Origin of the sequence: Kitasatospora sp. NRRL B-11411 (assembly GCF_000721345.1) — a bacterium.
GTDB lineage: Bacteria > Actinomycetota > Actinomycetes > Streptomycetales > Streptomycetaceae > Kitasatospora > Kitasatospora cineracea.
The window spans coordinates 52,408-66,524 of record NZ_JOGH01000032.1 but is presented as its reverse complement, the minus strand read 5'-3'; the positions used below and the strand labels follow the sequence as shown (position 1 = coordinate 66,524).

The following is a 14,117-nucleotide window of genomic DNA, read 5'->3' as shown; positions in this document are numbered from 1 at the left end:
ACTACCAGCGCAGGAGGACGAGTTCGGAGGCGAAACCGGGCCCGAGGGCCAGCATCAGCCCGTACGAGCCGGGCGGCGGCGGGGGGTCGGCCTGCAGCACGTCCCGCAGGATGTGCAGCACCGAGGCCGAGGAGAGGTTGCCGCAGCGTGCCAGCGAGGCCCGGCTCGGGGCCAACGCGGCCTCCGGCAGGCCGAGTTCCTGCTCCAGCGCGTCCAGCACCCGGGGGCCGCCCGGGTGGCAGACCCAGGCCGTCACGTCCCCCGGCTTGAGGTCGTGCGCGGCCAGGAAGGACGACACCTCCTCGCCCACGAACAGCCGCACCAGCTCCGGGAGTTCGGCCCCCAACAGGATCCGGAAGCCGTCGTTGCCGACCTCCCAGCCGAGCAGCCGCTCGGTGCCCGGATACAGCCGGCTGCGGGTCGCCACCACCTCCGGGCCCGCGCAGTCGACGCCGTCCCCGACCGCGACCAGCGCGCCCGCGCCGTCCCCGAACAGCGCCGTGGCCAGCAGGTTCGCCGCCGAGACGTCGGCCCGCTGCAACGTCAACGAGCACAGCTCGGTCGCCAGCAGCAGCGCCACCCCGTCCGGCCGCCCCGCCAGCAGCCCGTCCACCGCCGCCACCCCCGCCGCGCCGCCCGCGCAGCCCAGGCCGAACAGCGGCAGCCGCCGCACGTCCGCCCGCAGCCCCAACCGGGGCGCCAGCCGGGCCTCCAGGGACGGGACGGCGATGCCCGTGACCGTGGTCGAGACGACGAAGTCCACTTGGGAGGAAGGGAGTTGCGCCTCGGTCAGGGCCGCTCCGCCCGCCCGCTCGGCCAGTTCGACCGCGGCCGCCAGCCAGGCGTCGTTGGCCCGGCTGAAACCCGCCAGCTCCGGATACCGCTCCAGCGGGAACGCCAAGTGCCGGAACTCCACCCCCGCCCCCGCGAAGAACCGCTCCGCGAGCGCCCGCCCCTCCCCGCCGTCCGGGCGCAGCGCCGCCACCGCCCCGGCCAACTCCCGCTGCCCGTAGCGGTGAGCCGGAAGCACCCCGTGCACAGCCGCGATCCGCGTCACCGCCCCAGGATAGGGAGCACTCCGCCCGAAACCGACAATTCGTCCTTCCGGGCGCGTCCCGGGTGGTGACGGCGGGTCAGGGAGTCCTGGGCGGTGCCGCGGTCGGTGCGGGTCGGCGGGCCGCGCCGGGGTGGTCAATTGCCTTGAGGTGAAAGGAGCTTGGCGATTCATTCGTGGCTTCGGGGGAGAACCGGCGTCCACCGCCTAGCCTGGCCGGTGTGAGCAGCACGACGGTGACCAGCAGGGTGGCCCGGACCGGGGTCCTGTTGCGCGCCTGCCATCCCGCCCCGGCCGCCGCCGTGACCGCGCTGGCCGGGGCGATGGCCCTCGCGGCCGGGCGCGGCGGCCTCGGTACGGCGCTGACCACCGGTGCGGTCGCCGCCGGGCAGCTCTCGATCGGCTGGAGCAACGACCTGGTCGACCGGCGGCGGGACGCGGACGCCGGGCGCGCCGACAAGCCGCTCGCCGGGCGGGAGGTGTCGGCGGGGCGGGTCGCCGGGGCCACCCGGTGGGCGGTGGTCGGCTGCGTGCTGCTCTCCGCCGCCTGCGGGCCCGCCGCGGCGACCGTGCACCTGGTGGCGGTGGCCGCCGGCTGGGCCTACAACCTGCGGCTCAAGGCCACCGCCTGGTCCTGGCTGCCCTACGCGGTGGCGTTCGCGCTGCTGCCCGCGTTCGTGACGCTCGCCCCGCCCGGCGGGCGCTGGCCCGCCCCCGCGGTGCTCGGCGCGGGCGCGCTGCTCGGGGTCTCCGCGCACTTCGCCAACGTCCTGCCCGACCTGGCCGCGGACCGCGCGGCGGGCGTCCGGGGCCTCCCGCAGCGCCTCGGCCGCCGCGTCTCGGCCACCGTCGCCGTCCTCGCCGCGACCGCCGCCGCGCTGCTCCTCGCCCCCGGCTGGCCCACCCTCGCGGTCACCGCCCCGCCCGCCCTCACCGTCCTGCTCGCCCCGCCGCGCAGCCGCGCGCCCTTCCTGGCGGTGATCGCCGCCGCGGCGGTCGCGCTGGCCGTCCTGCTGTTCTGGCGGGGGCCGGGGCTGTAGCCCGGGGGCGGCGGGTCGGCGCGGGCCGGTCAGGCGGAGAAGCCGCCGTCCGCGGCGATCACCGCGCCCGTGACGTAGCCGGCTTCGGGGCCGGCCAGGTGGGCGACGACGGCGGCGATCTCGGCGGGGTCGGCGTAGCGGCCGAGTGCCGTGATCCCGCTGATCGCGGGGGCGTTCGGGCCGTCGGCGGGGTTGGCGTCGGTGTCGGTCGGGCCGGGGTGGACCAGGTTGACGGTGATGCCGCGCGGGCCCAGCTCGCGGGCCAGGCCCTTGGTGAGGCCGACCAGTGCGGTCTTGGTCATCGCGTACAGGGCGAGGCCCGGGAACGGGACGCGGTCGGCGATGTTGCTGCCGATGCCGATGATCCGCCCGCCCTCCGGCAGGTGCGCCGCGGCGGCCCGGGCCAGCACGAACGGGGCCCGGACGTTGACGGCCAGGACGCGGTCCAGCTCCGCGGTGCCGACGTCCGCCATCGGCCCGGACGGGAAGAGCGCCGCGTTGTTGACCAGGACGTCCAGCCGGCCGAGGGTGCCGACCGTGCGCTCCACCGCGCCGGTCAGCGCCGCCTCGTCCGCGCCGTCCGCCGGGACCGCCAGCGCCCGGCGGCCCGTCCCCTCGATCTTCCGGGCCACCTGCCGGGCCTGCTCGGCGTTCTGGCGGTAGGTCAGGGCGACGTCGGCGCCCTGCTCGGCGAGCCGCAGTGCGACGGCCGCACCGATGCCCCGGCTGCCGCCGGTCACCAGGGCCACGCGTCCTTCGATTCGGTTGCTGTTCATGGCGTCGAGCTTCGTCCGGGCGCGGGCCCGCCGCTGGCGGCTATCGGTCGGTGCGTTCCGGCCCCGGACGGGCGGTCAGCGGGGCTGGAACTGCGGGGCGCGGAGCAGGGTTTCGGCGTCCTGGTCGAGCAGCAGGGCGGCCACGGCGCGGCCGAGCTTCTCGGGTTCGGCGGGGGTGCCGGAGAGCCGGGCCTCGATCTGCCGGGTGCCGCGGGGGGTGGTGAGCTGGCCGTGCAGGGTGAGGATGCCGTCGGCGGTGGTGGCGTGGGCGCCGATCGGGACGGAGCAGCCGCCGTGGAGTTCGGCGAGCATGGCGCGTTCGGCCCGGACCTCGGCGTCGGTGACGGGGTCGCCGGTGCCGGCGAGGAGTTCGCGGGCCCTGGCGTCGTCGGCGCGGACCTGGATGCCGAGGGCGCCCTGGCCGGGGCTGGGCGGGAAGCGGTCGAGCGGGAGGTACTCGGCGATCTCCCCGGCGCGGCCGAGGCGGTGCAGGCCGGCGGCGGCGAGGACGACCGCGTCCAGGGTGCGCAGCCGGGTGAGCCGGGTGGGGACGTTGCCGCGGATCCGCTCGGGCGCCAGATCGGGCCGGACATACAGGAGTTGGGCGATCCGGCGGGCGGCGGAGGTGCCGACCCGGGCGCCGGTGGGGAGCTCGGCGAGGGCGGCCCCGCAGAGGGCGTCGCGGACGTCGGCGCGGGGCGGGGAGGGGAGCAGCAGCAGGCCGTCGGGGTCGGCGGTGGGGAGGTCCTTGAGGGAGTGGACGACCACGTCGACCTCGCCGTCGAGCAGGGCGGCGGCCTGCCGGCCGGCGAACGCGGCGCCGCCGCCGCGTTCGGAGACCTCGCGCAGGTCGGACTTCCGGTCGAGGTCGCCGTCCTCGAGGATCACCCGGTGGCGGAAGGCGACGTCCGGGAACCGGGCGCGCAGCGGGGCGAGGAACTCCTTGACCTGGGCCCGGGCCAGTTGGCTGGCGCGCGACCCCACCACCAGTTCGACCATCGTCAACTCCCCTTCGAACAGCTTGTGCTGACGGAATGTTAGCGCTGTGCGAGCGGTCCGGTTTCCGACCGAATGTCGGGAACCGCGGGGCTCGGGCGTTCGAGCCGGAGCAGGCCGGGGACGGCGGCCAGTGAGGCGGCGAGCAGGAACAGCCAGGGCCAGGACGGGCCGTGGGCGAACAGCAGGGTCAGCAGGCCGGGGCAGAGCGCCTGGCCGAGGTTCCAGGAGAGCTGGTTGACCGCCAGGTACCGGCCGCGCCGGGCCGGGTGGGCGAGCGCCACGCTCAACTCCTCGCGCCCGGGCGTGGCGACGGTCTCCGCCAGGTTGTACACCAGCATGGCCACGACCAGCCCGGGCAGCACCAGCCAGCGCGGACCGTCGCCGGGCAGCACGGCGAACAGCGCGAACGCCGCCGCGTTCAGCACCGCCCCGGCGGCGGCCGTCCGGGTCGCGCGGTGGCCCTCCAGCAGCCGGGAGACCGGGTTCTGGGTGAGCACCACCTGCACGCCGTTGAGCACCAGCAGCGCGCCGGCCAGCGGGGCGCCCAGGTGCAGGGCGGCCGTCACGTGCACGGCCAGCAGCACGCTCAGCACCATCGAGGCCAGCACGAAGGACAGGTTCACCAGCACCATCAGCAGGTAGCGGCGGTCGGCCAGCACCGCGCGGTAGCCGCCGCGCTCGTGCACCGCCGCGGGCGGTGCGGGCTGCTCGTGCACCGTCGTGGCCGGTGCGGGCTGCTCGTGCACCGCCGCGGGCGCCGGGGGCTCTGCGGGCACCGCGGGGCGCCAGCGGGCCAGCAGTAGCGCCGCCACCAGGTAGGACGCCGCGTTCAGGGCGACCAGCAGCCGCAGGCCGCCCGCCCCGCCGTCGCCGACCAGCAGTGCGCCGGCCGCGCCGCCCAGGCCGAGTCCGGCGTTGCGCAGCGTCTGCACCAGGGCGAACCAGCGGGTGCGCCCGCCGTCCGGGGCGGCCAGCACGACCAGGCCGGTGCTGGCGGTCCAGTACCCGGCCTGGCCGGCCTGGGCGAGCAGGCAGACCAGCACGATCAGCCAGCTGCGGTCGGCGAGCAGGAAGGCGGCGTGGGCGAGCGCGGAGAGTGCGTTGGCCCAGGCGGCGACCTTCCGGGCGCCGTACCGGTCGATCAGCGGGCCGACGGCGGGCGCGGCGGGCAGGGCGAGCAGCCGGGCGGCGGAGACGGCCGCGCCGACGGTGGTGAGCGGGAGGTCGGTGGTGCGGGTGAAGAACACCAGGGTGAAGGCGAGCACCAGGCCGGTGCCGAGGCTGTCGATCAGGTGGGCGCCGATCAGCGGGCGGTGGCGGCCGGCCCCGGCGGGCAGCCCGAGCCGGTCCAGGAGCGGGCGGTGCGGGCGGGGCGGACGAGGCCGGTGCTGTGGGCGCTGTGGGTGCTGCGGGTGCTGCGGGGCGGGGGGTGCGCTGGTCATGGTCCGAGGCTGCCTGCGATGATCGGGGCCGCCCACGGATTCGACCCTGCTCGAATCCTGCCGGCCGCGATGACGAGGGGGAGCGGTGCTGACCTGGGAGTTCTCCGCGCAGGACCTGGCCCGCACCAGGTTCGCGCGCTCGCCGCTGTGCGAGCTGACCACCAGCGTCGAGGTGCTCAAGGACCCGGGGCGGCGGGCCGTCCACCTGCCCTGGGTGCGCCGGGCCAGGCGCGAACTCGCGGGCGTGCAGTGGGAGTTGCTCTCCCAGCTGGTGCGGCTGCCGACGGTCTACGTGCCGGACTTCCTCACCCCGGTGCCCGCCGGCAGCAGCCCGGCCCTGGCCGACCAGCTGGCCGAGCTGACCGCGCTCGACCCGGCCGCCGTGCGCCGTGACCTGGACCGGATCGGCGGTGAACTCCCGCCGCTGGTCGCCGAGTTGTACGCGGACCCGGCGGCCGGGACGCGCCGGCTGGCGGCCGAGGCGCGGGCCTACTGGCAGGCCGCGATCGCCCCGCACTGGGGACGGATCGAACGGCTCGCCGAGGGCGAGATCCTGCGCCGGGCCCGGCAGTTGGCGGCCTCCGGCCCGGCCGGGCTGTTCGCGGACCTGCACCCCTCGGTCGGCTGGGAGCACGACCTGCTGCGGATCGGCCACCGGCATCTGGAGGAGCACCGGCGGCTGGACGGCGCGCGCGGACTCGTCCTGGTGCCCACCGTGTTCGCCTGGCCCGGGGTGTTCTCCCAGCTCAACCCGCCCTGGCAGCCCGGCCTGGTCTACCCGCCGCGCGGCGTCGCCACGCTCTGGGAGTCCGCCGCGCCCGCCCCCGACGGCCTGGCCCGGGTGCTCGGCCGGGCCCGGGCCCGGCTGCTCGCCGGACTCGACGCGCCCGCCAGCACCACCGAACTCGCGGCCCGCACCGGCCTGTCCGCGCCCACCGTCTCGCACCACCTGTCCGCGCTGCACGACGCGGGCCTCGCCGCCCGCCACCGCACCGGCCGCACCGTGCTCTACCTGCGCACGGAAGCGGCCGAACTGCTGTGCGGCGCGGGCGAGTCGGGCTGATCAAGGGGCGGCGGCCTCACGCGCTCGGCGGCCTCAGCGGGTGAAGACGCCGTACGAGAAGCCCTCCGCGCGCAGCACCGAGTGCGTCAGCGACACGCCCCGCCCGTGCAGCAGGCGCCCCGGCAGGTCCCGTTCCACCGGCAGGCAGGCGGGCGTCCGGCGCGGGTTGACCACCACCAGGTAGCGCTCGCCCCGCAGGTACGCCAACGGGTAGCCGGTGTGCAGCAGTTCGACCGGCCCGTCCGGGCCCAGGCCGGGGTGCGCGCGGCGCAGCGCGATCAACTCCCGTACCTGGTGCAGCAGCGAGGACTCGTCGGCGCGCTGGGAGGCCACGTCGGGGCGGTCGGGGGAGGGGTCCAGCGGCAGGTAGAAGCGGTCGGCGGCGGCGGAGGAGAACCCGGCGTCCGCGGTAGCGTCCCACTGCATCGGCGTACGCGAACCGGCCCGGTTGTAGCGCGGGCCCAGCACGCTGCCCTCGGTGTCCGGCAGGCCCGGCACGAAGCGCATGCCGATCTCGTCGCCGTAGTAGATCGTCGGGACGGTCGGCCAGGTCAGCTGGAAGGCGAACGCCGCCGCCAGCTGCTCGCGGGTGCGCGGGCCGCAGGCCAGCCGGGAGAAGTCGTGGTTGGTGGTGGGCAGCGAGGCGAAGCCCCGGCCGTCCATCGCCTTCGCGGCGCGCTCCCACTCGGCGAGGAACGGCCGCATCGAGCCGCGGCCCTCCGGGTCGAAGTAGCAGGGCTGCTCGGGCCACTCCTCGTGCACGGTGCCCGTGCCGTTGTCCCACAGCGAGCGCAGCGCGGCGCCCTCGGTGGGGCCGCCGAACTGGAGGAAGAAGTCGCCGTGGAAGCCCATCGGCACCGAGCGGGCCGGGTCGCCCCACTCGGCGAGGATCACGTTGTCGGGGTGCTCGGCGTCCATCCAGGCCCGGGTCTCCCGCCACAGCCGGCCGGTCTCGACGAACCCGGGGTCGTCCTTGACCAGCGAGGACGCCATGTCCACCCGGAACCCGGAGACGCCCAGCGCGAACCAGTGCGCCATGATCTCGCGCAGCGCCGCCCGGTTGGCCCGCGGGCCCTCGGCGTCCACCGGCTGCCGCCACGGCTCGGCCGGGTCGGTGCGGGCGTGGCCGAAGTTCAGCGCGGGCTGGAAGTCGAAGAAGTTCGGCTTGTACCAGCCCGGCCGGCTGCCCGGCGAGGCCACGTACCCGGGCGCCGGGCGGTCCGCCCACACGTAGCGGTGGTCGTCCGGGTCGGCGGCCGAGCGGACGAACCACGGGTGCCGGTCCGAGGTGTGGCCCGCGACCAGGTCCAGCAGCACCCGGATGCCGCCGCGGCGGGCCTCCTCGGTGAACTTCGCCAGGTCCTCCGGAGTCCCGTAGCGGGGCGCGGTGGTCAGGAAGTCCGCCACGTCGTAGCCCGCGTCGCCGAACGGGGAGGCGAAGCACGGGTTCAGCCACACCGCGTCCACTCCCAGCCAGCGCAGGTACTCCAGCCGCTCCGTCAGCCCCGCGAAGTCGCCGACGCCGTCCCCGTTCCCGTCCGCGAAACTCTGCGGGTAGATCTGGTACAGCACCGCACCCCGCGCCCACTCCGTACCCACCACGGCCCCTCTCGTCCCGAACCGCCCCGCCCTGCACACGGGTCGTCTCCCCCCAAGCCATGCCCCGCTCCGGCCCCGTGGAACCAACCGGCCCGGACCACGGGCGTCCGGGGCGGGGTGGCATCATCGCCGGGTCACGGAGTGCGCGCAGGTGGGAGTGGTGGCGGTGGGCTGGTGGTGGTCGCGCGGGAAGCGACGCGAGCAGCAGGACACGGTGGAGGTGCGGCTGGTGGAGGGGGCGTCCTACCGGCCGCCGGACGGCGAACTGGTCGAGATGCTGGCCGCCGCCGAGGCCGGGGACGACGTCGTGATGGGCAACCTGGGGGCGGTGTTCTACTCGAACGGCGAGTCGGCTGCCGCGCTGCACTGGTGGGAACGCTCCTGGGCGGCCGGGAACACCATGGCCGGGTACAACCTGGGCATGTACCACTCGGCGGCCGGGGACGACAACCGGGCCCAGGTGATCTGGGAGCAGGTCGCCGCCCTCGGTGACGCCGACGCCATGCTGGGCCTGGTCAAGCAGGGCCTGGAACGCGGCGACAGCGCCACGGTGGACCGCTGGGCGCCCGGCATCCTCGCCCAGGACCAGGCGTTCCCGATCACCGCACTCGGTGTCGCCTTCCGCGACAACGGCGACCTCGACCGGGCCGTGCACGCCTTCCGCTGCGCCGAGGAACTGGGCGACGCCTACGCCATGGAGTACCGGGCCCGCCTGCTCACCGCCCAGGGCCGCACCGCCGAGGCCGAGGCCCTGCTGGCGAAGGCCGCGACCGCGCAGCGAATGCTCTGACCCTTCCCGGGCCGGGATGTCCGGATCGCTCGCTAGGGTGCCGCCAGGTGGCCGGCCGGTTCGTGGTCGGCCGGTCGGGGTTGGAGGGGCGAGTGCAGCAGTGGGAGCCGGTCGGCGGCGGTTCGGCGGAGTGCCGGGAGGCCGACGTGTCCGCCCCGGTCGCCGGGTTCCCGGGCGAGGACGTGTTCGTGCTGCCCGAGGCGTGGCGCGAACACGTGCTGCCGCGCCGCCGGGGCGGGGTGCCGGTGCCGCTGCCCGAGTGGTGGCCGGTGGTGGGCGCGGCGGCGGTGGCCGAGGCGGAGGACCTCCACATGACCGGGCCGCACCGGGCGATCGAGCAGGTGCTGACCGCCCCGGGGTCCGACCCCGGAGTGGTGGCCGCCGTCCGGGCGTACCGGGCCGGTGCGCCGGACCCGGTGGGGCTGGCGGTGGTCACCGCGATGGTCCGGGAGTGGGGGGTCTCCGACCAGGCGGAGCGGGAGTTCGCGGGCTGGACGGCGCGCTTCGGCCTGAGCCTCGCGGTGCGGGCCGCCCTGATGACCCTGGAGGTGGACACCTCACAGCTGCAGGTGTCCTACGGGCAGCGGGCCAGGGTGACCCTTCGCGACCTGGACTCCATACAGCATTCCGGTACGGAGTTCGACCTCCGGGTGCTGGCGGCCGCCCGCCGGGCGCTGGCCGCCGCGCCGGAGCCCGAGTACGCCGCCGTGGTGGCGGAGTTGGCGGGGATGCGGGGCACCCTGGCGAGCCGGGCGGCCACCGCGTTCCTGGTGCCGGAGCGGGCGGAGTGGGTGGACGAGTGCCTGGCCGAGATGTTCGGGCACTCGCGCGCGATGAGCGGCCTGCTGCGCGCGCTGCTGCTGCCCGCACTCGGCAGCGCCGAGCAGGCGCAGCGGTTCGGCGCGGAGGATCGCGGGGCGTGGACGTACTGGACGCCCCAGGTGGTGGCCACCCTCACCGACGGGGTGGGGCCGGCCGCGGCGCCGCTGGTGGCGGGGGCGCTGGAGCAGAATGCCTGGGACGACGACTGGGCGCGCGGGTGCGCCGAGTACGTGGCGGAGTTCCCGACCGACGAGGCGATGGTCGAGCTGGTAGACCGGATCGCCGGCAAGACCTTCCGGCTGGTGCTGCTGGCGATGGTGGAGCGCTTCCCGGTGCGCTCGGTGCGGGTGCTGTCGGCGGCGGCGCGGCGCGGTGGCGTTGAGGCGGCGGCGGTTCGGCACCTGCTCAACCGGCAGGTGGCGTTGCTGCGTTCGCGGCTGCCGGAGATCCTGCCGACCCTGGACGAGGAGAGCGCCGCGTACGTGCGGGGCCTGGAGGGGGCGCGGGAGCCGCTGCCCGAGGCGGTGCCGGAACGGCTGCCCGCGCTGCTGGTCGACCCGCCGTGGGCGCGGCGGCGCGCCGTCCGCAAGCCGCGGGTGCTGACCGGCCTGGTGGCCGACCAGGAGGTCCAACTGCTCTGGCAGGAGGGCGAGTCGGCGGCGTTCGCGGCCACCCCCTACCGCTCCTGGGAGTACACGGCGAACATCGGCTGGGCGGAGAAGGTGCGCAAATCCGAGGAGAACGGCTGGACCGGCCAGTGCTGTCGGCTGCTGGCCATCGCTCCGGCGGAGTTGATGGCGCCGTACCTGGAGTCCTGGGACCCGCGCGAACTGGCCTCCTGCGGCGAGCAGTTGGCACCGGTACTGGCCAGGTTCGGCCCGGCCGCGCTGCGGCTGGTGCTCGGTGCGGCAGTGGCCCGGCCGGCCCAGGTCGCGCCGGTGCTGCTGCCGGTGCGGGGCGCGGTCGCGGCGGAGGTGATGGCGGACGCCCTGCTGCGGCTCAAGTCCGTTCAGCCGGTGGCCCGTTCGTGGTTCGCCCGGCACAGGGTGGCCGGGGCGCTGCTGCTGGTCCCGGCGGCGGTCGGCAAGGCCGGGAAGGCCCGGCTGGCGGCGGAGAACGCGCTGCGGCTGGTGGCCGCCCAGCAGGGGGCGGAGGTGCTGACGGCGGCGGTGGCCGAGCGGTACGGCGAGCACGCCGCCGCGGTGGTCGCGGACGCGCTGGAATCCGACCCGCTGGAGACCGCGCTGCCCACCAAGCTGCCCGAACTCCCGTCCTGGCTGCGGCCGGAGGCGCTGCCGCAGGTGCAACTGGCCGACGGTGGCGGGGCGTTGCCGCTCCATGCGGTGCGCCACCTGCTGACGCTGCTGCAGTTGGGGAAGCTGCGCGACCCGTACCCGGGCCTGGCGGTGGTCGCACCGGCGCTGCGGGCCGACACGGTGCGGGCGTTCTGCTGGGCGCTGCTGGAGGAGTGGCGGCAGGCCGGGATGCCGGGGCCGGGCAGTTGGACGCTGTACGCGCTCGGCGAGTTCGGTGACGACGACACCGCCCGGCAGCTGGCGCCGCTGCTGCGCGAGTGGCCGGGGCAGAACGCCCACCAGCGGGCGGTGGAGGGCCTGGACGTGCTGGCCGCGATCGGCACCGATGCCGCCCTGCTGCAACTCCAGAACATCGCGCAGCGGGTGAAGTTCAAGGCGCTCAAGGTCCGTGCCCAGGAGAAGGTCGCCGAGATCGCCGAGGTACTGGGCCTGACGGGCGAGCAGTTGGCCGACCGCTTGGTGCCGGACCTGGGCCTGTCCCCGGACGGCACCACGGTCATCGACTACGGCAGCCGGACGTTCACCGTCGGCTTCGACGAGCAACTGCGCCCGTACGTGCTGGACTCCGACGGCAAACGGCGCAAGGACCTGCCCGCCCCCGGCACCCGCGACGACCAGGAACTCGCCCCCGCCGAGCGCAAGCGCTTCGCCGCCCTGAAGAAGGAAGCCCGCACCCTGGCCGCCGACCAGACCGCCCGCCTGGAAGCCGCCATGGTCACCGAACGGACCTGGAGCGCGGGCGAGTTCACCGACTTGCTGGTCACCCACCCCCTACTCGGCCACCTGGTGCGCCGCCTGGTTTGGACGGCCGACCACACCGCTTTCCGGGTCGCCGAGGACCGCACCTTCACCGACGTCCACGACGAGCCCTTCGCGCTGCCCCGGGACGCCACCGTCCGGCTCGTCCACCCGCTGCACCTGGCACCCGCCGACCTCGGCGCCTGGGCGGAGCTGTTCGCGGACTACGAGATCGTTCAGCCGTTCCGCCAACTGGGCCGCCCGACAGCCGCGTTGACCGAGGAGGAGGCCGCCGGCCACCGGCTGCACCGGTTCGAGAAGCACACCGTCCCGACGAGTCGGCTGCTCGCCCTGACCAAGCGCGGCTGGCGGCGCGGCGAACCGCACGACGCGGGGCTGGAGTTCTGGTTCCACAAGCCGCTGTCGAACGGCCGCCACCTGGTGATCGAGATCCAGCCGGGCATCGTGGTCGCCCTCCCCAACGAGTACGACGAGCAGACCTTCGAGGCGGTGTGGCTGGGCGCCTCACCGGAGGGCTACTGGCCGAACGGCCGCGAGTACCGTGACCGGCTCGGCGACCTGGACGCCGTTTCCGTCTCCGAACTCCTCGCCGACCTCCAGGAGTTGACCGCCGACTGACGAAGGACGGCCGATCGGCCGAGCCGGTGCGTCCGTCCGAGGAGTGAGAAAGGGGCAGCGCGGTGCGGGACGCGGCCGCTAGGGTGCCTGGCATGACCCTGTTGGTGAGCCGCCGCCATGTCGACCATGGCCGTGCCACCACGACGGGCTGTCGCCGCGTCGGCTGACGCGGCCCGCACCCCTTCCCTCCCGTCGAGGGCCGCTCACGCACTCCGCCGAGCGGCCCCGCGCTTGCCCCGTCCCCGGTGCCGGGTGCCGTTCGGCGTCCCTTCCTTCCGCTCCCGGCGGAAGGGCCACGACTTCCCGAACAGGACCCCGCCATGCGCCCACGTCTGCTGCTGCCCGCCCTCGCCCTGGCCGCCGCGCTCGCCGCCACCGCCTTCGGGCCGCTGCCCCCGCAGAACCCGGCGACCGCCCCGAACGGCAACGCCGGCATGCACGGCGACTCCGCGTCCAGCGACACCACCCCGTACGCCGGGCCCGGCACCGGGGCCGTCGACTGGAGCCGCACCGCGCTCGCCTCGGCCTGCCCCACCGTCACGGTCGGGCAGGACGGCTACCCGGTCGCGCTGTGCACCACGATCTTCGGCCGGACCCCGACCGTGCACCTGCTCGACCCGGCGAACGGCGACGACCTGGCCTCGCTGGAGCTCCCCAAGGGCGCCCTGTTCGGCGGCGTGTACGCCTACCTGGACCAGAACGACGCCCTGGTCGCCGTCGACGGCAACGACGACCTGCTCCGGATCGGGCACCACCGCACCGGCAGCGGATGGCAGTTGACGGTCGACCAGCGCACCCCGCTGGCCGCCGCGGTACCGTCCGGCGACAACATCGTCGGCCTCAGCCCCGGCTGGGACGGCAAGGTGTGGTTCGCCACCGACCACGGCGTGATCGGCACCGCCGACACCGCCACCGGCGCGGTCCGCACCCTGGCCACCGGCGAGGGCGTCGCCAACAGCATCTCCACCGTCCCCGGCCACACCGCCGTCGCCACCGACCACGCCCTGTACCTGCTCGGCCAGGCCGCCGACGGCACCCCCGTCGTGCAGTGGCGCGCCCCGTACGACCGCGGCCCCGGCCGCAAGCCCGGCCAGCTCAGCTGGGGCACCGGCGCCACGCCCAGCTTCTTCGGGCCCGGCGACGGCACCGAGTACGTCACCCTCACCGACAACGCCGCCCCGCACGAGAACCTGCTGGTCTACAAGGTCGACGCCGGGCCGGTACCGGTCTGCACCACGCCCGCGCTCACCAAGTGGGCGGCCAGCGGCACCGAGGACGCGGTGATCGCCTCCGGCCGCAGCGTGTTCGTCACCAACACCTACGGCTACCCGTACCCGGCGCTGCCCGACGGCGCGCCCGCCAGCGTCCCCGCCTCGGCCTCCTACCAGGGCGGCATGGCCCGGATCGACCTGAACGCCGACGGCACCGGCTGCGCCACCGTCTGGGAGAGCGACGTCAAGTCGGCCGCGCTGCCCCGGCTCTCGCTCGGGGACGGCCTGATCTACACCGCCACCGTCAGCGGCCCCACCGACTCGGTCGGCGCCCAGACCTTCGCCACCTACGCGCACGCGGTGATCGACCCGGCCACCGGCGCCAAGGTCGCCGGGAGCACCTTCGGCATCGGCCTGCTGTACAACCCGCTGCAGATGACCGGCACCACCGCCCCCGACGGCACCCTCTACCAGGGCACCGAGACCGGGGTGCTGCGGATCACCCGGAAGTAGCGGCCGCACGGCAGAACGGGCCCCGGGGGCGGGCCGGACCGGTTCCGGCGATCCCGGGGCCCTTCGCGTGCCCGTCCGGAATTTCCCCCACGGCCGGGAAACCCGCCCTACCCGC

Annotated in this window: 10 protein-coding genes; 5 read left to right on the top strand and 5 right to left on the bottom strand. The window is 75.6% G+C overall.

Going from position 1 to position 14,117, the window contains the following annotated elements:
- Nucleotide 1: 1 nt before the first annotated feature.
- Nucleotides 2–1,057: a type III polyketide synthase gene (locus IH44_RS0117140; RefSeq protein ID WP_030460449.1), complete on the bottom strand. Its 1,056-nt coding sequence runs from the start codon at nucleotides 1,055–1,057 to the stop codon at nucleotides 2–4.
- Nucleotides 1,058–1,275: 218 nt separating this feature from the next.
- Here IH44_RS0117140 and IH44_RS0117135 point away from each other — a divergent pair, with 218 nt between their 5' ends.
- Nucleotides 1,276–2,094, top strand: a complete 819-nt coding sequence (locus tag IH44_RS0117135) for a UbiA family prenyltransferase (RefSeq protein WP_030460448.1) — start codon at nucleotides 1,276–1,278, stop codon at nucleotides 2,092–2,094.
- Nucleotides 2,095–2,123: 29 nt separating this feature from the next.
- Here IH44_RS0117135 and IH44_RS0117130 read toward each other — a convergent pair whose 3' ends face one another.
- The 3 genes from IH44_RS0117130 to IH44_RS0117120 form a co-directional block, all read right to left on the bottom strand.
- Nucleotides 2,124–2,870, bottom strand: a complete 747-nt coding sequence (locus tag IH44_RS0117130; RefSeq protein ID WP_030460447.1) for an SDR family NAD(P)-dependent oxidoreductase — start codon at nucleotides 2,868–2,870, stop codon at nucleotides 2,124–2,126.
- Nucleotides 2,871–2,945: 75 nt separating this feature from the next.
- Nucleotides 2,946–3,869 (bottom strand): hydroxymethylbilane synthase, encoded by a 924-nt coding sequence (gene hemC / locus IH44_RS0117125; protein WP_030460446.1) that lies wholly within the window; start codon nucleotides 3,867–3,869, stop codon nucleotides 2,946–2,948.
- A gap of 38 nt (nucleotides 3,870–3,907) precedes the next feature.
- The gene (locus IH44_RS0117120) at nucleotides 3,908–5,311 is read right to left on the bottom strand and encodes an MFS transporter (RefSeq protein ID WP_051816998.1); all 1,404 of its coding nucleotides are present in this window, start codon (nucleotides 5,309–5,311) and stop codon (nucleotides 3,908–3,910) included.
- Nucleotides 5,312–5,396: 85 nt separating this feature from the next.
- Here IH44_RS0117120 and IH44_RS0117115 point away from each other — a divergent pair, with 85 nt between their 5' ends.
- Entirely contained in the window at nucleotides 5,397–6,374 is a 978-nt protein-coding gene (locus IH44_RS0117115; RefSeq protein WP_030460444.1) for a DUF5937 family protein, read from the top strand.
- 33 nt (nucleotides 6,375–6,407) lie between these two features.
- Here IH44_RS0117115 and IH44_RS0117110 read toward each other — a convergent pair whose 3' ends face one another.
- Nucleotides 6,408–7,976: an alpha-amylase family glycosyl hydrolase gene (locus IH44_RS0117110; RefSeq protein WP_030460443.1), complete on the bottom strand. Its 1,569-nt coding sequence runs from the start codon at nucleotides 7,974–7,976 to the stop codon at nucleotides 6,408–6,410.
- Nucleotides 7,977–8,124: 148 nt separating this feature from the next.
- Between IH44_RS0117110 and IH44_RS0117105 the strand changes: the two genes are divergently transcribed.
- The 3 genes from IH44_RS0117105 to IH44_RS0117095 all read left to right on the top strand — a co-directional run bounded on the left by IH44_RS0117105 (nucleotide 8,125) and on the right by IH44_RS0117095 (nucleotide 14,002).
- Nucleotides 8,125–8,763 carry a hypothetical protein gene (locus tag IH44_RS0117105; RefSeq protein WP_157852352.1) on the top strand — a complete coding sequence of 213 codons (639 nt, stop codon included), beginning with the start codon at nucleotides 8,125–8,127 and terminating at the stop codon, nucleotides 8,761–8,763.
- A gap of 92 nt (nucleotides 8,764–8,855) precedes the next feature.
- Nucleotides 8,856–12,278, top strand: coding sequence for a DUF4132 domain-containing protein (locus tag IH44_RS0117100; protein WP_051816997.1), 3,423 nt, complete (start codon nucleotides 8,856–8,858; stop codon nucleotides 12,276–12,278).
- A gap of 320 nt (nucleotides 12,279–12,598) precedes the next feature.
- Complete coding sequence (locus tag IH44_RS0117095) at nucleotides 12,599–14,002, top strand: hypothetical protein (RefSeq protein WP_030460440.1); 1,404 nt, start codon at nucleotides 12,599–12,601, stop codon at nucleotides 14,000–14,002.
- Nucleotides 14,003–14,117 lie beyond the last annotated feature (115 nt).

Coding starts and splice junctions, on each gene's coding strand:
- IH44_RS0117130 (WP_030460447.1), bottom strand. CDS start 2,870: ATGAACAGCAACCGAATCGAAGGACGCGTGGCCCTGGTGACCGGCGGC.
- hemC (WP_030460446.1), bottom strand. CDS start 3,869: ATGGTCGAACTGGTGGTGGGGTCGCGCGCCAGCCAACTGGCCCGGGCC.
- IH44_RS0117120 (WP_051816998.1), bottom strand. CDS start 5,311: ATGACCAGCGCACCCCCCGCCCCGCAGCACCCGCAGCACCCACAGCGC.
- IH44_RS0117095 (WP_030460440.1), top strand. CDS start 12,599: ATGCGCCCACGTCTGCTGCTGCCCGCCCTCGCCCTGGCCGCCGCGCTC.